The organism is Tepidibacter mesophilus (genome assembly GCF_002724055.1).
Classification (GTDB): domain Bacteria; phylum Bacillota; class Clostridia; order Peptostreptococcales; family Peptostreptococcaceae; genus Tepidibacter_A; species Tepidibacter_A mesophilus.
This window is the reverse complement of sequence record NZ_BDQY01000028.1, coordinates 1-19,713: the sequence shown is the minus strand read 5'-3', so window position 1 is coordinate 19,713 and position 19,713 is coordinate 1. Positions and strand designations below refer to the sequence as shown.

Here is a 19,713-nt window from a genome sequence, read left to right as displayed (position 1 = left end):
GGGGAATTTGAAATGAAAAAATTTATAGCTGCTATTTTAATGGCAGGTACAATTCTATCTGTAAACAGTATTCCTTTTACAGATAACTCTATTAATAGAGTTTATGCTGTAGATTATATTGGAATTGGTGAAGTAACTGCAGATGAATTAAATGTTAGAAGCGGTCCTGGAAAAAACTATACTGCTATTGATTCAATAAGTAGAGGTCATATAGTTAATGTAACTGAAATTAGAGGAGATTGGTGTAAAATAACTTATGTAGATGCAGGTGAAGGTAGAAGTGGTTGGGTAGCTAAACGTTATATTGGTTCAGTATGCTAATTAATAGATTAAAGGGGGACTAATTTATGAAAAACAAAATTTTATCTTGTGTACTTATAGCTCTTTTTACTTTAACAGCTATATATAGTTTATCCGATCAAAAAGCTTATGCTCATCCCGAAAACGGAAAATGTGGTTATGTAGCTAAATCTTTTTTAAAATATGAATCTGAAGGTGGTAGTATTGCAATAGCAACAGTTCAATTAGATGATACAGAGAGTTGGAGTTATTTAAATGTTAGAAAAACGCCTTCTGTCAATTCTAAGGTTGTAGCTAAATTGAATCATGGTCATAAAGTAAAAGTTATAAAAAGTTCAGAAGAAACTGTTGGTGGAATAACATGGGTTTGGATTAACTATTAAAAAATTAATCTTAATTACAAATTGATTTAAAAGCATCCGAAGGGTGCTTTTTTTATGAATTTTCATTGTTAAAAATAATAATGAATGATACAAAGTGGATAATGAGTTGATAACATAAAAAACTATAGGTAGTAAAGGTATAACTATATTCAAAAGTTATGTCCTCTATGATATGGTTAAATTTGAACCATATAAGCAGAAAATGTTGATAGGTTTAATATTTACTATTACTGGCGCAAAACAAAATAATTAAGAATAGTTATGAGTGAATTAAAAGATAGAATTATATCTAGAAATAAGAGTAGAGGAATTTCAAAAAAGCTTGCCGATGTGATATCGAATCACTTTGACAGGCTTTTTTTAAGTTGGGTTAGTATATATTTTATTCTTAGTTTATAAATGGATTTTATTTATCATCAATATGTTCATGCCCCCAAATACAAAGAGCTTGCATAACAGGCATAAGGGATAGTCCTTTTTCTGATAAACAGTATTCTACTTTTGGTGGAACCTGAGGATATTCTTCACGAATAATTAGTCCATCAGCAGCCAATTCTTTTAACTGATTACTTAACATTTTATGAGTTATATTTCCTAAAGCTCTTTTTAACTCTCCATAGCGTAGTATCTTTGTTTTCCATAACCAAAATAAAATATGCATTTTCCACTTACCTTCGATTAATGACATGGCATATGAAAATGGTTTAATGTTCACAATATTATTATCATTATTATTAATCATTTAATACTCTCCTTTTAGATAGTATCTAACAAAAAAGTGCATACTTACTTTTAAAGTTATTTAATTATACAATAGGTAAATAAGAAATACAAGGAGGTGAAAGAATGAAAAGTTTATTTTAACAGACAACTATTAAAATAAAAACAGTTTTTTCAAACAAATTGTATAGCAATGATTTGAAATATAAGATAGTAATATGACGGATGGATATTATGAAAGGATTGAAAATCATTCTAGCTTTATTATTAGAATCTACAATGAAATTACAAAATATAATAAAAGAATTAATGAATTAGGAAGGGGAATAAGATGAAAGTTTTAGCTTTTAATGGAAGTCCAAAAAAAGAAGGAAATACCTATCATGCGATAAAAATAGTTGCAGATGAACTTAAAAAAGAAGGTATAGATACAGAAATAATTCATGTTGGCGACAAGACAATTAAAGGATGCATTGCATGCGGATATTGTTCTAAAAACAAAAATGAAAAGTGTGCAATTAAGGATGATGAAGTTAATGGATGGATTCAAAAAATGAAAGAAACAGATGGAGTTATTTTAGGATCTCCTGTGTATTATTCGGCCATAAGTGGAACTATGAAATCATTTTTAGATAGAGCTTTTGTGGTTACAAATGTAAATGATGGTATGTTAAGACATAAGGTAGGAGCATCTGTAGTTGCTGTAAGGCGTTCCGGAGGAGTTCCTACCTTTAATCAGCTAAATAATTACATTAATTATTCAGAAATGATTATGCCTACTTCGAATTACTGGAATGTTATTCATGGAACTAATCCTGGAGAAGCATTACAAGATGAAGAAGGTGTTCAAATAATGAGAGTGCTGGGTAAAAATATGGCATGGATTATGCAATTGATTGAAAATGGAAAAAATACAGTAAAAAATCCACAAAGGGAAAGTAAGATATTTACGAATTTTATCAGATAGAATATATTTATAGTATTATCTTTGAATCAAAACACATATGGAAACAGTTGATTTAATGCACAGGGGTTAGTTTTATATGTTGTCTAAAAAACAGCTTTCTATGGGAATTTGATATTACCCTAGAAAGCTGTTTTTTAGACTTGTGTATAGTCTACTTCGATATTAATTACCTTACTTTTTTTCAGCAGCTTGTGCATCTGCTTTTGTTTGATGAACGGTACCACGTGGATGCTCAGGTGGTGCATATATAGCATACAATTTAAGTGGTTTATTACCGGTATTGGTTATATTATGCCATTTACCAGCAGGTACCATGATTGCGAAATCATCATAGACTTTTTCTTGATAATTCAACTTATCTTTTCTATCACCCATTTGAACAAGTCCTTGACCTTCTTCAATACGTATGAATTGGTCGACTGTAGGATGAACTTCTAAACCTATGTCATCTCCAACTTTGATGCTCATTAAGGTGACTTGCAAATTATCTCCTGTCCATAAAGCTGTACGATAAGTATTGTTTCGTTTAGTAGCCTCATCAATATTCACTACAAATGGTTCTGGTCCATAATCCTTCAGTTTAGTAAATTGTTTTGAAACGTTTGAATTATACATTGGCGTTTTAAAGTAGTAATTATATGGATTATACATTGGTATGTTAATAAAATAAGGATATTTACATGCTTTATAAAAATTATACATATTACCCACTCCTTTTATATACATATAAAATTATCATATGATATATGAGCATAAAATGTACCTCAATTTACAGGAATATTATCTGTACTTATAAACTAGGTAAGGGGTTTACAGAGAAACAACTCTATGATAACATACAAGTTGTATGTTTCGATTATTAATCATTGATAAATCCTTATATAAAGAAAGGTTATATTTGATAGAATTGTTATTTTGAAAATTTATTAGATACGTATAATTTATGATTTTATATTTAAAGCTAAGGAATTCGGTAAATTGTGTGAAATGAATAAAAAAGGAACCTTCGGGAATACTTTGAAGAGTAACTATAATGATTGTAAACAGTAAATATATTGTTGAGTATATTCAATCTAAGCGTATTAAAAAATGATATAAGTTAATTTATTATATAAGGGATATAGATGTTTGATATAGATTTTTATGATAATTATAGAATTAGTGTCGAAATATGACTAAAATATACAGATTTTATAATTCAGAGAAAGGAGATTTAAATGAATAAAATAGAAGTAAAAAATTTAGTTAAAGTTTTTGGGAATAACCCTAATAGAGCATTAGAAAGATTAGAAAAAGGTGAAGGAAAAGAACAAATTTTAAAAGAAACCGGTTTAACAGTTGGAGTTAATAATGCTTCATTTGAAGTAAAAGAAGGAGAATTCTTCGTTATTATGGGTTTGTCAGGTAGTGGAAAATCTACATTGATTCGTTTGGTTAACAGACTTATAGAACCAACAGTTGGTGAAATAAATATAGATGGTGAAAATATAACAAAAATGAAAGCTGATCAATTAATAAATGTACGACGTAAAAAACTTGGTATGGTGTTTCAGAATTTTGCACTTTTTCCTCATAGAACAATAATTGATAATGTTGAATTTGGATTAGAGATTCAAGGAGTATCAAAAGCGGAAAGAGAAGAAAAGGCTAGAAAATCAATTGAAGATGTCGGACTTAAAGGATATGAAGATCAATATCCTGATCAATTAAGTGGAGGTATGCAGCAACGTGTTGGTTTAGCTCGTGCTTTAGCAAATGATACTGATATATTGTTAATGGATGAAGCATTTAGTGCTCTTGATCCACTAATTAGAAAAGAAATGCAAGATGAACTTATAAACTTACAAGGAAAACTAAAAAAAACAATTCTTTTCATAACACACGATTTGGATGAAGCATTAAAATTAGGAGATCGTATTGCTATTATGAAAAATGGAAATATTGTCCAAATTGGGACGCCAGAAGAGATACTTGAGAATCCAGCTAACAAATATGTATATAATTTTGTCGAGGATGTTGACCGTTCTAAAGTATTAGTAGCTTCTAATGTTATGAAAAAACCTGATATAATCACAACGTGGAAGGATGGTCCGAGAGTAGCTATCCGTAAGATGGAGGAAACTGGATTATCTAGTATATTTGTAGTTGATAAGGAGAAAAAAATAAAAGGAATTCTAACTATTGATGATGCTATAAAAGCAGTTAATGAAAATAAATGGATTGAAGATGTTCTTCAATATGATTTCCATAAAACATCACCAGATACACCGTTAAATGAATTATTAGGTGTGGCAGCAGAAACACAATATCCAATTGCTGTTATCGAAGATGATAAACTTTTAGGTATAATTGTTCGTGTTTCAATTTTATCTGGACTTGTATTAGGAAAAAATCAAGGAGGTGAAAATAAATAATGAATTATTTCGACTTCCCATTAGAAAAATGGACTAATATGTTTGTTGATAATTGGCTTATTCCTAATCTAGGAGGTTTCTTTGACCAAATTAGTAATGGAATTGGCTGGTTTATAGATTTAATAACCAATATATTTACAATACTTCCACCAGAGATAATGGCTATTGTATTAATTGCAGCTGCCTGGAGATTTTCAGGGAAAAGAGTTGCAATATTTACTTTAATTGGAGTCTTATATTTAGGATCTGTGAATATATGGGAAGATGCTATGCAAACTCTAGCTGTCGTTGTTGTTGCCACAATTTTTTCTATTGTTGTTGGGGTCCCTATCGGTATAATGAGTGCTAAATCTAAGACAATGAATCATATTGTTAGACCAATCTTAGATTTTATGCAAACTTTACCAAGTTTCGTTTATTTAATCCCAGCTATTTTATTATTTGGACTTGGTGGTGTTCCGGCAGTTATATCTACTTTTATTTTTGCTACACCTCCAGCAGTGCGTATGACAAATCTTGGTATAAAACAGGTACCAGCTGATGTTGTAGAAGCAGCACATGCTTTTGGTGCTACATCAAAGCAGTTATTATTTAAAGTTCAATTGCCATTAGCAATACCAACTATAATGGCTGGTATTAATCAAACAATTATGTTAGCACTATCTATGGCTGTTATTGCCTCGATGATTGGAGCACCTGGTCTTGGTTCGCTTGTACTTGCAGGAATTTCAAGTGTTAACGTTGGAAAAGGTTTAGTTGGTGGTTTGGGAATTGTTATTTTAGCTATTATTCTTGATAGAATTACACAAGGATTAGGTCAAAGTAAAAGAAATATTTCATAATTTGATTATGAAAATGGAAAATAAATTAATAAAAAAAGATAAGGAGTGTTAAAAAATGTCTAAACTGATTAAATCATGCATTTTATTAGTTCTAATTATAGGTGTTCTTTCTGGGTGCCAACCAAAGACAAATGAAAAAACAGAAAATGGAGATCAAACTGGTGGAGTTAATGCAAATAAAGATGTTACTATTACATTTGGTGTAACGCCATGGACTAGTACTGCACCACCTACAGAAATAGCTATAAAAATTTTAGAAGATATGGGTTACAATGTTGAAGCAATAAATGCAGATGCAGGTGGTGTTTATGCAGGGTTATCAAAAGGAGATATAGATGTGTTTATGGATGCATGGTTACCTGATATGCATAAAAACTATATAGAAAAATTCGGCAAAAATATTGATGATACTTCAGTAAGTTATCCAGATGGTGAATTAGGATGGGTTGTGCCTACTTATGTTGAAGGTATAAATTCAATAGAGGATATTAAAGGTAGAGAAGACGAATTTGGGAGTAAGGTATATGGTATCGAAGAAGGTGCGGGTATGACTATGACATCAAAAGAAATGATTGATGCATATGGATTAGACTTACAATATGTTGCATCTAGTGAAGCTGGAATGTTAGCACAATCTTCAAAATTAATAAAGGATGAAAAGCCTGTAGTTTTTCTTGGTTGGCGTCCACACCCGATGTTCGTTAATTATGACTTAAAAGTTTTAAAAGACCCAAAGGGATACTTTAAAACATCAGAGGTACATGTAATGACAAATAAAGAATTAAAAGATAAAGCACCTGAAGCATATACATTTTTAAGTAAATGGAATATTGATATCGAAGATGTTGAAAAAATGATTGTTGAAATTGATGGAGGAAAATCAGCTGAAGATGTAGCAGAAGAATGGATTAGTCAAAATCAGGATAAAGTTAATGAAATGATGGGAAAATAGAAATTTAAATGATATTTTAATTGAATATAAGGGTTATAATTCCCGTAGACCACCAATCTACGGGAATTATTTTTTACCTCTATAGTATGATTATGACTATATTAGTTAATAATATATTAGTGTAGTTCAATAATCAGTACATTATGCACAAAAATTATATTAGGAAAATATCAAAAATATTTTAAAGAGGTGAAGAAAAAAATGGAGAATTCAATGTTTTGTTATCAGTGTGAACAAACAATGGGTGGAAAAGGTTGTACAAAAAGTGGAGTATGTGGTAAAACACCAGAAATAGCTAATTTACAGGATTTATTAATATATCAATTAAAAGGTATATCATGTTATGCAAAGCCTTTGATTGAAGAAGGTCAGATTATTGATAAAGAGATTGTGAAATTTGTAGAGAATGGATTATTTACAACATTGACTAATGTAAATTTTGATGCACAGGTGCATGTAGAGTTATTAAAAGAATCACAAAGAATAAAAGAAGGTTTAAGAAGTAAAGCACCTATTGGAGAATATGCTGATGCAGCTACATATAATCTTAGTGATACTAAAGAAGAAATGTTAAAGGATTCGGTAAAAGCTGGTATTATGTATGATCAGGATCTTGATGCTGACATTCGTTCTTTAAGATCTACTATATTGTACGGTTTGAAAGGGATAAGTGCTTATGGACATCAGGCAAGATTTATAAATTATCAGAGTGATCAAGTAGATCATTTTTATTTTTTAGGATTAGAGGCTACTACAAATGATAATTTGACTTTGGAAGATCTCATTCGTATGACAATGAGAACTGGCGAGATTAGTGTAGAGGTAATGAGAATTTTAGATGAAGCAAATACTGAAACATATCAAAATCCATCTCCACATAAAGTCAATGTAAATATTAAAAAAGGGCCATTTATAATTGTATCAGGTCATGATTTAAGAGACTTAGAATTGTTACTTCAACAAACAGAAGGAAAAGGAATTAATATTTATACACATGGAGAAATGTTACCGTGTCATGGATATCCATCATTAAACAAATATAAACATTTAGTAGGTAACTATGGTTCCGCTTGGCAAAATCAGCAGAAGGAGTTTGATAATATACCAGGATGTATTTTAATGACTACTAACTGTTTGATGAGACCAAGAGAGTCATATAAAGACAGAATATTTACTACTAACGTTGTAGGTTGGGATGGAATTAAGAATGTTAAACTTAATGAAGATGCTACAAAGGATTTTGGTGAAATTATAAATAAAGCATTACAATTAGGTGGATTTAAAGAAGATGAAGAAGAGAAGAAAATTTTAGTAGGATTTGGGCATCATGAAACTTTATCTCATGCGGAGACGATAGTAAACGCAGTTAAGGAAGGACAGATAAAGCACTTCTTCTTAATAGGTGGATGTGATGGAGCGAAACCAGGAAGAAATTACTATACTGAATTTGCCCAACAGGTGCCTAAGGATTGTGTGATTCTTACATTAGCTTGTGGTAAGTATAGATTTAATAAATTAGATTTTGGAACAGTAGCAGGATTACCTAGATTATTAGATGTAGGACAATGTAATGATGCATATTCAGCAGTTAGAATTGCATCAGCTCTTGCAGATGCATTTGATACAAATGTAAATGATTTACCACTCACTATCGTTCTTTCTTGGTATGAGCAAAAGGCTGTAGCAGATTTGCTGGCATTACTATCACTTGGAATAAATGGGATGTATTTAGGCCCAAGTCTACCAGCTTTTATATCTCCTAATGTATTACAATACTTAGTGGATACCTTTGATATAAAACCTATAAGTACTCCACATGATGATTTAAAGAATTCACTCCAACAACATTGTTAAAAATATAAATAGTATATATAAATATTAGTGAACAATGCTAATAAATTTTATAACCCCCTTGTTTTTTAGGGGGTTAATATTTATATAAAATAAATATACTTTGTTGACAATATAATATTATTTGACTTAATTGTATATATTATATACAATTAAGTCAAATATATAATTTAGAGGTGATTATTTAAAATGAGCAATTAATCTTATTCAATTATGGATTACTTTAAATAGTAGAATCAGAAATTAGTTAATAGTATCTTTTATTGAAGATATTTATTAAAGTTGTCTAAAACTACTTTAAAGTTAAGAATAGGATTAAATGCGAAAAATAATATAAGTTTAGAAATTGTAGATAATAATTCTATAACTTCTGGATTGCTTAAATTAGGAATTTAAGTTAAGTAGAAATTTTACTTAAGTTGAGTTTTATTTTATTAGGCACATATTTATATATGCATTATTAACCTTTCTTAACTTTTGAGTATTTGTATTCATTAAAATATAAGTTAAGGAAGGTTTTGTTTATGAAAAATATAAAAACATATGGTCCAAATGCAAATAGTATATACCCAATGGAAGGGGTTAAAAGTCTTTGCTTTATAAAAAATATCGTTAAAAATCCTAATATAATTGTTGGAGATTACACTTACTATGATGATTTTAGTGATCCAAAAGAATTTGAAAAGAATGTTTTATATCATTATGAATTTTTAGGTGACAAATTGGTTATAGGAAAATTCTGTGCTATAGCATCAGATGTAAAATTTATTATGAATGGTGCTAATCATAAAATAAAGGCATTTACAACTTATCCATTTGGGATATTTGGTAATGGGTGGGAGTCTGGAATGCCTAAAATTGAAGAATTGCCATTCAAGGGTGATACAATGATTGGAAATGATGTTTGGATTGGAATGAATTCTACCATAATGCCAGGAATTAAAGTTGGAGATGGAGCAATTATTGCAACTAAAGCTGTTGTAACAAGAGATGTTCCGCCTTATACTATAGTTGGTGGAAATCCAGCTAAAATTATTAGAAAAAGATTTACTGATGAAATTATAGAAGTTTTACTTAAAATTAAATGGTGGAACTGGGAAATTGAAAAAATCACAGAAAATATCTCTATTTTATGTAGTGAAGATATTGATAAATTGATAGATTTGATTTAGTATATAAACTTGTATATAAGAATAGTGAGGTGAAAAAATGGATTATATGATAAAACATACTGCGTATTTTGGCTCTGTGCAAAGGCTAGACAGAATAAGTAGAACAAGGGTTTGTTCAGGGCCTAATTTATTAAATTAATTTACCCAAAGTTATTTTGTGTGGTCTTTGCTTTTTTATTTACGAATAATAAAGTAGATAGGAGTAGAAGACATGAAGTATGAAAACGCACAAAATATATTGCCTAAATATATTATTCAATTGATTCAAGAATATATAGAGGGTGGATATTTGTATATACCAATAAAATGTGAGAATAAAAAAGTTTGGGGAGAAAATAGTGGTGCAAAAGATATTTTTAAAATAAGAAATACAGAAATTTATAATAGATATAGTGAAGGAATATCTATTAAGCAACTTGCACAGAATTATTATCTTACTGAACAAAGTATAAGAAGAATAATTAGACAACAAAAAAGTATATAGATATAAATCGGTATTTATTATCAATTCAGATAAGTAAATACCGATTTTTTATATATGAACACATTTGATGCAGAATTATTTGTAAACTTGAGAAAAAACAGAATATAGGGCTAATATGTTTATAGTGAAACTATAATATAAAAATAAACTATCAAGGAGTGAAGAAATGAATAGGCTAACAGCTTTAGAAATAAAATTTGATTTCAATGGAGATACAAATGTTATTTTTCCTGTTATATTAAGTGATCAAAACGAAGTTGTTTTAATTGATTGTGGATATCCTGGATTTTTACCATTAATAAAAACTGCTGCAAAATCAAATAAAATTGATATAAGTAAATTAACAAAAATAATTATAACGCACCATGATTTTGATCATATGGGTGCTTTGGCAGAACTTAAAAGAGAGTATCCCTATATTAAAATTCTTGCATCGGTTAACGATGAGAAATATATTAGTGGTAAGGAAAAATCATTAAGACTACAGCAAGCGGAATCTATCTATGATAAACTTCCTGATGATAAAAAGGAAAGTGCAAAAAAGTTTCATGAATTTATTGAATCAATAGAAAGTGTTCAGGTTGATATATGCTTAAAAGACAAAGATTGCTTTTCTTGGTGTGGAGGAGTAGAAGTAATTGATACACCAGGACATATGCCAGGACATATTTCAATCTATATAAAAGAGAGTAAAACATTGATTTCAGGGGATGCATTAGTAATAGAAAATGATAAATTGATAATAGCAAACCCACAGTATACATTAGATATGGTTAATGCTAAAAATTCTATAAAAAAGTTATTAGATTATGAAATAGATAGAATTGTATGTTATCACGGAGGCATATACACTAAAAATATCAAAGAATCTTTACAAAACATTACTTTAGATTAGTGTTTATTTTTAAGAAAATTATAAAAATAAGAAAGGACAAAAAATATGATTAAAAAATTAGAAAAATTAGAAATAGAAGAAATTATGAATATATGGTTAAAAACTAACATAACTGCTCATAGTTTTATACCAGAAGAGTATTGGATTAAAAATTATAACCTTGTTAAAGAAGAATATCTTCCTATTTCTACAACTTTTGTTTACAAAGAAGATAGTGTAATTAAAGGATTTATAAGTATTATAGACAATTCATTTATTGGCGGATTATTCGTTTTAGATAATTATCAAGGGCAAGGTATAGGGAAAAAACTATTAAATTATTGCAAATCTTTATATCCAAGTTTAGAATTAGCGGTTTATACTGAGAATAGATCTTCGGTTAATTTTTATAAACATTGTGGATTTATAATCAAAAAAGAGCAACAAAATGAGGATTCTGGATTTATAGAATATGTAATGAAATGGATAAAAAAAGAATAATCTTCAATTGCATCCTTCTTTATATAACATTTATATTAGTTTTGTGATTATAAAGGATTATAAATTTTTTATTTAATAAATATTTAAGTATATCACAATCTAAATAATGTCAATAATATTTATATAATAGATTTATAATATTTGATTATTCAAAAGGGGGATGTATAGTGGACGTTAACTTAGACAACATAGAAAAAAATGAAAAAACTAGTCAGTACATTAAAAAATATAATTTAAAAATTAAAGAAATAATAAAATTATTTAATTTTGAAAACTTGATTATTTATTCTGATGAAAATGAACAATTTAAGTTTTTACAAGAATGTATGTATATAACTCAGGATAATAAAATTATGAAAAGCAATAAAAGTGAATATACTGAAGAATTAATAGCATTTTTAATTTTTAAAGAAGATAATAGTATTGAACTAGATTTGACTTCCATAGCATAGTTGGATAAATCTATCTATTTAATCATTTGATTATCAGTAAAAATGATATGTAATTTGAGGATTAGATAAAGTCTTTATTGAAAGAATGTTTAATAAATAAAAGTTGATTCATATATATAACACGATAAAAAATTATAGTAAAATTTTGCAACATTTTCTTGAATATTTAACTAATGAAGTATTAAGTAGTATGTATAGTTTTCAAGACGAAAATCTCTCGAATTAAGAATTTGAGAGATTTTTTTTGGATTTTTTTAAAGATAAAAAAAGTACTATTAAACTTGAAGATAATGCGATATAAATTGAACTAAGTTTTTCAAAGCCTAATAAAATCCATATTGTAGCAGCGATTGGCCCTGCTCTAAATACCATAGAAATAAATCCCCAGTCAAGTATCATTGAATCATTATTATTTATTACTATATTTACCTACCATAATTGATTGAAAATATGTTTGAGTCGATAGAACTCCTACAATTGTTGAAATTACTGATCCTAAATCTGCAAATACCCCATCGCTGAATAAATTAAACCATGGCTGATACGAGAAAAACGACTTTATTTCACTAACTCCATTGAATTCTTAACCTTAATTTTACCTAAATATCCTGCTATTGCTGTAATAATTAACGTAGCAATAGCACTAATTATTAAAAGCATTTCCTCATCTCCCTATATTAACAACTTTTCATATCTGTTACTTACAAATTGTAGTTTTTATATTAATATAAATCATGTAAAAATATATTAATATGTATTGTGGTTTGATTATATACCTAACATAAAAAATTAAAAGAATTATTTATTATCTTATGTTTGTGGAGTATAGTAAGTAATTATTTTATAAAATAATGGCAAAAGAAAAAATTGACAATTATATTTTTAACAGGTAAAATATAATACGCAAACGAATAATTCGATTTCGAAATAAAAAAGGAGAATGATATGCAAAATATAGATGAAAAAGATTTAGATATAAGGGCTAAAGTGATAAGTCAAATTTTCACAATACATAAAAATATAATAAGCAGTGCTGTAAGAGTTATGGAAAAAGATAGTCTTTCTAAAACTGAAATTATGATTTTATTTATGCTAAAAAAACATGAGTATAAGGCTACAGACTTGGCCAAAGAAATTGGTATTTCAGCTAGTACCCTTACTGGAGTTGTGGATAGACTAGTGGAAAGAGGTTATGTAGAAAGAGTTAGAGATGAAAAAGATAGAAGGATAGTATTCATAAAACTAGGTAAATTAGCTATGGAAAAAGCTAAAATGACTCATGAAAAATTATTGGATGTAATGAAAAACTCAGAAATACTTTTGCCAGAAAAGTGGTGGACAGATTTAAGTGAAAACTTAGAATCACTAAGACAAGTTTTAGAAGAAAAAAGCAAAGAATTGAGGTAAGAAAAAAATGAGAAGAAAGAAAAATGTTTTCATTTTAGTAATAAGTGGATTATTGCTATTAACAGGTTGTTCTACAAATGAATATTCAAAGGCAGAATATAAAAATGATGCAGATAAGCCTGCCTATATAATGGCAGGAAGGATAAACTCTATTGTAGATTCAGACATATCTACAAAAATCTCAGGAAAGGTAGCAGAAGTTTTTGTTAAGGAAGGAGATACTGTAAAGATGGGTACACCTATCTTGAAATTAGAAACGAAAGAGCTCGAAGCTCAACTAAGCCAAGCAGAGGCAGGAGTAGCTTTGGCACAAGCGAACTACGATAAGATTAAAGTGGGAGCAAGATCTGAACAGAAAACTCAAGCTAAAGCAGCTTTAGACAATGCACAGAAATCTAAAGAAATAGCAAAAGCAAATTATAATAGAGATAAAGAATTATATGAATCGGGGGCAATGTCAAAACAGCAATTAGAAATTGCAGAACTTCAATTACAAGGGGCAATATCTCAAGAAACTTCAGCTCAAGCCCAATTAGATTTGCTAAACTCAGGAGAAACTAAGGAAAACTTAAAAGTTGGAGAATCTCAATTGAAGCAAGCTCAAGCAGCGCTAGAAAGTGTAAAGGCTCAATTAGATAACGGAATAATCAAAGCACCCTATGAAGGAATAATTACTAGCAAGCAAATCCAACTTGGAGAATTGGCAAGCCCAGGAATGAAACTGTTCACGATTCAAGGGGAAGGGGCTGTAAAGGTAGAAGCCAAACTTCCAGAATCATTGTTGGGTAAAATTAAAAAAGGGGATAAGGTCTTAGTGAAAGTTCCAGATTATTCAAATAAAGAGTATGAAGGAGTTGTTACACTGTTAAGTCAGAGTTTAGATAATAGTGGTAAAGGTTTGGATGTAGAAGTAGCTGTAGTTGAAAAGGATAAGAATATAAAAGTAGGGATGTTTGCTGAAATAGGACTAAAGAAATAGGAGAGAAAAAATTATGAAAGAAAAGAGAAAACACATACTTATAGGATTATTGTGCATAATAGTGGCCTCCATTATAGGGATATCCAGTTTCTATTGGTATGAAAGTATAAATTATGTATCTACAGAAGATGCAAGAGTAACTGGAGACTTGATAAAAGTAAGTCCTAAGGGAACAGGAAAACTTTTAGATATAAGTATGGAAGAAGGAGATGTAGTAATAAAGGAACAAATACTAGGAAGACAAGAGATTGAAGATCAAAATCCAGAAAAAGCTATAGTTAGAGCTCCGCAAAAAGGAGTAATAGTGAAAAAACAGGCTAATATAGGAGAAACTTATTCTCCAGGGCAGGCTTTAGGATATATAGTAGATCCAGAGAAACTATATATAAGTGCTAATATAGAAGAAAAGAAAATAGGAAGTATAAGAGCGGGTCAGACGGTAGACATAACTATAGATGAGTTTAAAGGCATAAAGTTTAAAGGAAAAGTTACTTTTGTAGGTTTAGCAGCAAATTCAAGCTTTTCACTTCTTCCAGCTTCCTCAGGTGGAACATTTACTAAGACAGTACAAAGAGTACCTATAAAAATCAGTATTGAAGATCAAGGATATAAAATACTTCCAGGAACTAATTCAGTGGTGAAAATACATTTAAAGAAGTAGGAGGGGTACTGTGAATAGTACAAAAGATAGAAAAATAGAACAATGGTTAGCCCTCTTTGTAGTAATTATAGGGACTTTTATGTCTATTCTGGATAGTAGTATTGTAAATATAGCCATACCGAAGATGATGGCTGTATTTGGAGTTTCGCTAGATGAGGTCAAATGGATATTAACATCATATACTTTGGCCTTAGGTTCAATTATACCACTGACAGGATTTTTAGCTGATATATTTGGAAATAAAAGGATATATATATTCGCTTTAAGTATGTTTACAGTAGGGTCGCTTCTTTGTGGCTTTGCTTGGAGTAATACGTCAATGATAATATTTAGGGTAATCCAAGCCATTGGTGGAGGGATGATTATGCCCATAGGCATGTCTATAATATATCAAACATTCCCTCAAGAGGAAAGGGGATTAGCCTTGGGATTTTGGGGAATAGCGTCTATGGCAGCACCTACTATAGGTCCAACTTTGGGTGGGTATATAATTGAGCATCTAGATTGGAGATTGATTTTCAACATAAATATACCAATAGGAATAATAGGCGTAGTGTTAGCTTGGATTATTTTAAAAGATTCTCCTATGAAAAAGATAAAGAATTTTGACTATCTGGGATTCGTATCCTCGACTGTAGGAATGGTATCAATTCTATATGTTTTAGGAGAAGGATCTACTATAGACTGGTCAGACCCTAAAAATGCAATACTTATGACTATAGGAATTCTATCTTTAATATTTTTCATAGTTAATGAGCTGACTCATGAAAACCCTCTTTTAGAGCTTAGAGTTTTAAAAATACCTGAGTTTTCACTAAGTCAAGGAATTACTTGCGTACTTACCTTTGCTCTTATGGGGGGAACTTATGTATTGCCATTATTTCTTCAAAATATGAGAGGGTATACCCCGATGCAAACAGGTATGATATTATTTCCCTCAGCCATTGCAGTAGGTTTCATGATGCCAGTAAGTGGGGCACTATTTGATAAAATAGGGGCAAAGCCTGTAGTTGTTCCTGGCATGATATTATTAGGAATTGCTTCATACCTTTTATTAGGTAAGATAAACATGGATTCCAGTGCCAATTCTATAACATGGATGTTAACTCTTAGGGGATTTGGATTAGGATTAGCAATGATGCCAATAAGTACAGCTGGAATGAATGCTGTACCTACAGCTTTGATAACTAGGGCCTCAGCTTTATCCAACACAATAAGACAGATTTCGGGAGCGCTTAGTATAACTATTATGACTACATTGATTCAAAACCAATTGAATTTTGGATATGCTTATAGATCAGAACAGATAACACCCTTTAATAACATGGTTAAAGATAATTTGAGTACAATATTAGGAGTAGTTCAAAGAGATGCATATTTGGAAGCTATGAGGTATGCAATAGAGGCTTCGATTATTGCTGTAGTAATATCTTTATTAATGATATTTTTAATGAGAGATAAAAAACAAGAGAAGATATCTTAAATACTTTTTCAAGATTGACGTCTATGGCAAAAGCCGTAGTCAGATATAATTTAAAGTTTATAAAATTTTAAAAAGTACACGAATAATTGGAATAATTCCTATTATTCGTGTACTTTTTAATAAATATACTAAAATTTAATTTAACTCGATTGTAGATAACTTATATTCAGTTTGTTATTATGTGGATTTGTATGTATATAAGCATTTACATTAAATACTTCTCTAAACATATCTTGTGTAAACACTTCACTTATTGTTCCATGGCGAACTATTTTTCCTTGACTCATAACATATATATAATCGCAATATGAAGAAGCTATATTCATATCATGTATGGTTGTGAATACAGTTTTTCCAAGCTTTTTTAGCATATACATTATTTCTATCTGATATTTAATGTCTAAATGATTAGTTGGTTCGTCCAGTATTATAAAATCTGTGTTCTGGCATAGTGCCATGGCTATCATAACTCTTTGCTTTTCTCCTCCAGATAAACTAAGAAAACTTCTATGAGCATATCTATCCATACCTACATGTTTAAGAGAATTTTCAATAAGGTACTCATCATTATTATCTACATTTGAAAATCTTCTAACAGATGAGAATCTACCCATTGTTACTATTTCTTTTACAGTAAAATCAAATTCCATACTGTTTTCCTGCATTACTACTGCTAAAATTTTAGAAAGTTCCTTGTTTTTTAAACCATATATATTTTTGTTATCTATATATACTACTCCTTCTTTTGGAGAAAAATATCTATATATATTTTTAAGAAGTGTTGTTTTTCCACAGCCATTAGGACCTATTAATCCTACAAAGCTTTCATTTTTAACTTCTAAATTTATTCCTTTTAAAAGTTTTTTTGAACCTATATCATATTTCAAATTTTCTATTTTTAATTTCATTACTTACCTCCAAACTGATAAGAATTCTTACTTATAAGTAAAAGGAAGAATGGACCACCTAGAAAAGCAGTGATTACCCCTATTGGTATTTCTTCTGGAGACAAAAGAGTTCTAGCCATAGTATCAGTTATAATTAAAAGTATTCCTCCAATTAAAACAGAAAAAGGTATTAGCTTTTTATGAGAAGATCCTACTAATGATCTTGCAATATGAGGAACTATTAATCCAACGAATCCGATTACTCCTGTAAAAGCTACTATTGTTCCTGTTAACAAAGTGGAAGCTAGCATTATAAATCGTATTATAAGCTTAGTATTTATCCCTATATTTTTTGCAACAGATTCTCCTAGAAGCATTGCATCTAAATCTCTATTTAAAAACATTGATATACTAATAATTAATATTAGTGCAACTAATGACAATTTAACCTGATTGTAATTTGAACCAGATAAGCTTCCAATACTCCAAAACACAGCATTTTTAACAAGACTATCATTTTTTGCATAAGTTATTACAAAAGTAGTAATAGATTCAAAAATTGAACATATAGCAACTCCTGTAAGTATTAATCTGGTTTTAGAGTATATCCTAGTAACTCCTGATATATTAAACACTAAATATGAAGAAAGTAGTGCTCCTAAAAATGCACCAAAAGCTGTTGCTAATTGCGTAGACCCTAAAAAACTAAAAGCACCTAGAACTATAGCTATAGTTGCACCTGAAGATGCACCCGCAGAAATTCCAAGTATATATGGGTCGGCTAAAGAGTTTCTAGTTAATGTTTGCATTAAGACTCCAACGAGGGCAAGTGCCCCCCCTGATATTATAGATAGAAGTATTCTTGGAAGTCTAATCTTATATATTATATTTTCTATATTAACATCCCAAGTAGGTGTAAATACTTCTTTATTAAGTAAGCAATTTATTAAAGATTTATATGTTATATCTACATCAATATGTACTGAACCAAAAGTTATACATGCAACTGCTATTAATGTCAAAGTTATTAATAAAAATATAAATTTAAATAGTATATTTTTATATTTTTTGTTTTCTAACACACTTTCCATTCAAATCACCCTTTAAAATTTTTCAGGATAGAATTCTTTTGCTAATTTTTCAACTGTTAGAGGTACTCTTTCTCCTGGGTAAAGCTCTACAAGTTCCAATTTTATAAATCGGTTATTCTTAATTGCATTTACATTTTGAAGAGCAGGGTTTTCTTTTAATTCTTTTACTTTTTGTTCAAATGTTTGTCCGCCAGTTTCTAATGAATATTCTAAAACAATCATAACATCTGGATTTCTGTTAACTACTTCTTCCCAAGTTACTTCTGGGTATGCTTTATCTATATCATCAAATACATTTTTACCTTGTGCTAATTTTATTATTTCATTATTAATTCCACTACCAATTACTACGGCACCTTTAGTTGCTGAATCATATCCCATTACTTTTACTTTTTTATCTACATTAGATATTTTTGAAGTTACTTCATTTAATTTAGATTTTATTTTATCGTTTATCTCTTGCGATTTATCTTCAACATTAAATATTTTTCCAAGGTTATTAAAATCTTCATAAATACTATCAATTGTAGCATTTGATTCTACTGATCTAGGTATATATGCTTTTATATTATTTTCATTTAACCAGTCTATGCTGCCAACTCCTTTTTCATTAAAGTCTCCTCCCCAACAAATGATAAAATCTACTCCGTTTGCAACAATTTGTTCCTTAGAAGGGTAAGTTTTGCTCATTACAGGTACTTTTTCATAGGCTGGTTTTAATGAGTTTAGAACATTATTTTCAGCATAAGATGTTCCTGCCATTCTATCTTCAAGACCAAGTGATAGCATCATCTCTATCATTGCATTTGTAACAGCTAAAGAATTTTTTGGCTTTGTATCATATATCATTGAAAATTTATTAATACTATCATCGTGCCTATTTGTTTGAATAAAATCAAGTTTTAAAGATTCACCTACAGACTGTTCTACTTGTTGTGTTACGTCTTCTTTATTAGTATCGACACTGGCACACCCTATAAGTCCACTTAAACATATAAATACTGATAACCCTAATGCTAAAAATTTTTTATCCATTTTTAAATCCCCCTTTTGAAATAAAATAAGCCATGAAGAAAAAAAGGTATACATTATCCTTTCAAACCTTCATGGCTTTTATAGTTATTAGAAATTCATTTCTGTTAGAATATAACATATTATAATAATTACTATAATAGTGCAAAAATACTTCAATAAATTTCCATTTGAATAAAATAAAAAAACATTTATACAAAACCTTGTTATAATTAAGTTCCTACACAAAAAAATACAAGGAGGTATGTATAAATGTTTCAG

21 protein-coding genes are annotated in these 19,713 nt (G+C 29.4%); 16 read left to right on the top strand and 5 right to left on the bottom strand.

Going from position 1 to position 19,713, the window contains the following annotated elements:
- Positions 1–12: 12 nt before the first annotated feature.
- Complete coding sequence (locus tag Tmeso_RS14095; protein ID WP_187296381.1) at positions 13–321, top strand: SH3 domain-containing protein; 309 nt, start codon at positions 13–15, stop codon at positions 319–321.
- Between the two features lie 26 nt (positions 322–347).
- Positions 348–683: an SH3 domain-containing protein gene (locus Tmeso_RS14090; RefSeq protein ID WP_099192321.1), complete on the top strand. Its 336-nt coding sequence runs from the start codon at positions 348–350 to the stop codon at positions 681–683.
- 406 nt (positions 684–1,089) lie between these two features.
- Here the strand turns inward: Tmeso_RS14090 and Tmeso_RS14085 are convergent, their stop codons facing one another.
- Positions 1,090–1,425, bottom strand: coding sequence for a winged helix-turn-helix transcriptional regulator (locus Tmeso_RS14085; RefSeq protein ID WP_099192319.1), 336 nt, complete (start codon positions 1,423–1,425; stop codon positions 1,090–1,092).
- A 309-nt stretch (positions 1,426–1,734) separates the two neighbouring features.
- Between Tmeso_RS14085 and Tmeso_RS14080 the strand changes: the two genes are divergently transcribed.
- Positions 1,735–2,370 (top strand): flavodoxin family protein, encoded by a 636-nt coding sequence (locus tag Tmeso_RS14080; RefSeq protein ID WP_099192317.1) that lies wholly within the window; start codon positions 1,735–1,737, stop codon positions 2,368–2,370.
- Between the two features lie 171 nt (positions 2,371–2,541).
- Here Tmeso_RS14080 and Tmeso_RS14075 read toward each other — a convergent pair whose 3' ends face one another.
- The gene (locus tag Tmeso_RS14075; RefSeq protein WP_099192315.1) at positions 2,542–3,072 is read right to left on the bottom strand and encodes a cupin domain-containing protein; all 531 of its coding nucleotides are present in this window, start codon (positions 3,070–3,072) and stop codon (positions 2,542–2,544) included.
- A gap of 515 nt (positions 3,073–3,587) precedes the next feature.
- Between Tmeso_RS14075 and Tmeso_RS14070 the strand changes: the two genes are divergently transcribed.
- The 13 genes from Tmeso_RS14070 to Tmeso_RS14010 all read left to right on the top strand — a co-directional run bounded on the left by Tmeso_RS14070 (position 3,588) and on the right by Tmeso_RS14010 (position 16,442).
- The gene (locus Tmeso_RS14070; protein WP_099192313.1) at positions 3,588–4,784 is read left to right on the top strand and encodes a quaternary amine ABC transporter ATP-binding protein; all 1,197 of its coding nucleotides are present in this window, start codon (positions 3,588–3,590) and stop codon (positions 4,782–4,784) included.
- Positions 4,784–5,626: an ABC transporter permease gene (locus tag Tmeso_RS14065; protein ID WP_099192311.1), complete on the top strand. Its 843-nt coding sequence runs from the start codon at positions 4,784–4,786 to the stop codon at positions 5,624–5,626. The genes Tmeso_RS14070 and Tmeso_RS14065 overlap by 1 nt, the downstream gene beginning before the upstream one ends.
- Positions 5,627–5,681: 55 nt before the next feature.
- Positions 5,682–6,578, top strand: coding sequence for a glycine betaine ABC transporter substrate-binding protein (locus Tmeso_RS14060; protein ID WP_099192309.1), 897 nt, complete (start codon positions 5,682–5,684; stop codon positions 6,576–6,578).
- Positions 6,579–6,779: 201 nt separating this feature from the next.
- Positions 6,780–8,432, top strand: coding sequence for a hydroxylamine reductase (hcp, locus tag Tmeso_RS14055; RefSeq protein ID WP_099192307.1), 1,653 nt, complete (start codon positions 6,780–6,782; stop codon positions 8,430–8,432).
- A gap of 521 nt (positions 8,433–8,953) precedes the next feature.
- Complete coding sequence (locus Tmeso_RS14050; RefSeq protein WP_099192305.1) at positions 8,954–9,601, top strand: Vat family streptogramin A O-acetyltransferase; 648 nt, start codon at positions 8,954–8,956, stop codon at positions 9,599–9,601.
- A 211-nt stretch (positions 9,602–9,812) separates the two neighbouring features.
- On the top strand, positions 9,813–10,085 hold the full coding sequence (locus Tmeso_RS14045) for a CD3324 family protein (protein WP_099192303.1): 273 nt from the start codon (positions 9,813–9,815) through the stop codon (positions 10,083–10,085).
- 166 nt (positions 10,086–10,251) lie between these two features.
- The gene (locus Tmeso_RS14040) at positions 10,252–10,980 is read left to right on the top strand and encodes an MBL fold metallo-hydrolase (protein WP_099192301.1); all 729 of its coding nucleotides are present in this window, start codon (positions 10,252–10,254) and stop codon (positions 10,978–10,980) included.
- 45 nt (positions 10,981–11,025) lie between these two features.
- Positions 11,026–11,460, top strand: a complete 435-nt coding sequence (locus Tmeso_RS14035) for an N-acetyltransferase (RefSeq protein WP_099192299.1) — start codon at positions 11,026–11,028, stop codon at positions 11,458–11,460.
- 167 nt (positions 11,461–11,627) lie between these two features.
- A complete protein-coding gene (locus Tmeso_RS14030) occupies positions 11,628–11,912 on the top strand; it encodes a hypothetical protein (RefSeq protein WP_099192297.1) in 285 nt (94 codons plus the stop codon).
- Between the two features lie 945 nt (positions 11,913–12,857).
- Entirely contained in the window at positions 12,858–13,319 is a 462-nt protein-coding gene (locus Tmeso_RS14025) for a MarR family winged helix-turn-helix transcriptional regulator (protein WP_099192295.1), read from the top strand.
- Positions 13,320–13,326: 7 nt separating this feature from the next.
- Positions 13,327–14,298, top strand: a complete 972-nt coding sequence (locus Tmeso_RS14020; protein ID WP_099192293.1) for an HlyD family secretion protein — start codon at positions 13,327–13,329, stop codon at positions 14,296–14,298.
- A 13-nt stretch (positions 14,299–14,311) separates the two neighbouring features.
- Complete coding sequence (locus Tmeso_RS14015; RefSeq protein ID WP_099192291.1) at positions 14,312–14,959, top strand: HlyD family secretion protein; 648 nt, start codon at positions 14,312–14,314, stop codon at positions 14,957–14,959.
- 10 nt (positions 14,960–14,969) lie between these two features.
- Entirely contained in the window at positions 14,970–16,442 is a 1,473-nt protein-coding gene (locus Tmeso_RS14010) for a DHA2 family efflux MFS transporter permease subunit (protein ID WP_242967938.1), read from the top strand.
- Positions 16,443–16,582: 140 nt separating this feature from the next.
- Here the strand turns inward: Tmeso_RS14010 and Tmeso_RS14005 are convergent, their stop codons facing one another.
- The 3 genes from Tmeso_RS14005 to Tmeso_RS13995 are packed head-to-tail and all read right to left on the bottom strand — an operon-like array spanning position 16,583 to position 19,455.
- On the bottom strand, positions 16,583–17,350 hold the full coding sequence (locus Tmeso_RS14005; RefSeq protein ID WP_099192289.1) for an ABC transporter ATP-binding protein: 768 nt from the start codon (positions 17,348–17,350) through the stop codon (positions 16,583–16,585).
- Positions 17,350–18,420, bottom strand: a complete 1,071-nt coding sequence (locus Tmeso_RS14000; protein ID WP_099192287.1) for a FecCD family ABC transporter permease — start codon at positions 18,418–18,420, stop codon at positions 17,350–17,352. The genes Tmeso_RS14005 and Tmeso_RS14000 overlap by 1 nt, the downstream gene beginning before the upstream one ends.
- 12 nt (positions 18,421–18,432) lie before the next feature.
- The gene (locus Tmeso_RS13995) at positions 18,433–19,455 is read right to left on the bottom strand and encodes an ABC transporter substrate-binding protein (RefSeq protein WP_099192285.1); all 1,023 of its coding nucleotides are present in this window, start codon (positions 19,453–19,455) and stop codon (positions 18,433–18,435) included.
- Between the last annotated feature and the right edge of the window lie 258 nt (positions 19,456–19,713).

Bases quoted from the DNA above. Each gene is read 5' to 3' on its own strand.
- Tmeso_RS14095 (WP_187296381.1), top strand. From the start codon at position 13: ATGAAAAAATTTATAGCTGCTATTTTAATGGCAGGTACAATTCTATCT.
- Tmeso_RS14090 (WP_099192321.1), top strand. From the start codon at position 348: ATGAAAAACAAAATTTTATCTTGTGTACTTATAGCTCTTTTTACTTTA.
- Tmeso_RS14085 (WP_099192319.1), bottom strand. From the start codon at position 1,425: ATGATTAATAATAATGATAATAATATTGTGAACATTAAACCATTTTCA.
- Tmeso_RS14080 (WP_099192317.1), top strand. From the start codon at position 1,735: ATGAAAGTTTTAGCTTTTAATGGAAGTCCAAAAAAAGAAGGAAATACC.
- Tmeso_RS14075 (WP_099192315.1), bottom strand. From the start codon at position 3,072: ATGTATAATTTTTATAAAGCATGTAAATATCCTTATTTTATTAACATA.
- Tmeso_RS14070 (WP_099192313.1), top strand. From the start codon at position 3,588: ATGAATAAAATAGAAGTAAAAAATTTAGTTAAAGTTTTTGGGAATAAC.
- Tmeso_RS14065 (WP_099192311.1), top strand. From the start codon at position 4,784: ATGAATTATTTCGACTTCCCATTAGAAAAATGGACTAATATGTTTGTT.
- Tmeso_RS14060 (WP_099192309.1), top strand. From the start codon at position 5,682: ATGTCTAAACTGATTAAATCATGCATTTTATTAGTTCTAATTATAGGT.
- hcp (WP_099192307.1), top strand. From the start codon at position 6,780: ATGGAGAATTCAATGTTTTGTTATCAGTGTGAACAAACAATGGGTGGA.
- Tmeso_RS14050 (WP_099192305.1), top strand. From the start codon at position 8,954: ATGAAAAATATAAAAACATATGGTCCAAATGCAAATAGTATATACCCA.
- Tmeso_RS14045 (WP_099192303.1), top strand. From the start codon at position 9,813: ATGAAGTATGAAAACGCACAAAATATATTGCCTAAATATATTATTCAA.
- Tmeso_RS14040 (WP_099192301.1), top strand. From the start codon at position 10,252: ATGAATAGGCTAACAGCTTTAGAAATAAAATTTGATTTCAATGGAGAT.
- Tmeso_RS14035 (WP_099192299.1), top strand. From the start codon at position 11,026: ATGATTAAAAAATTAGAAAAATTAGAAATAGAAGAAATTATGAATATA.
- Tmeso_RS14025 (WP_099192295.1), top strand. From the start codon at position 12,858: ATGCAAAATATAGATGAAAAAGATTTAGATATAAGGGCTAAAGTGATA.
- Tmeso_RS14020 (WP_099192293.1), top strand. From the start codon at position 13,327: ATGAGAAGAAAGAAAAATGTTTTCATTTTAGTAATAAGTGGATTATTG.
- Tmeso_RS14015 (WP_099192291.1), top strand. From the start codon at position 14,312: ATGAAAGAAAAGAGAAAACACATACTTATAGGATTATTGTGCATAATA.
- Tmeso_RS14005 (WP_099192289.1), bottom strand. From the start codon at position 17,350: ATGAAATTAAAAATAGAAAATTTGAAATATGATATAGGTTCAAAAAAA.
- Tmeso_RS14000 (WP_099192287.1), bottom strand. From the start codon at position 18,420: ATGGAAAGTGTGTTAGAAAACAAAAAATATAAAAATATACTATTTAAA.
- Tmeso_RS13995 (WP_099192285.1), bottom strand. From the start codon at position 19,455: ATGGATAAAAAATTTTTAGCATTAGGGTTATCAGTATTTATATGTTTA.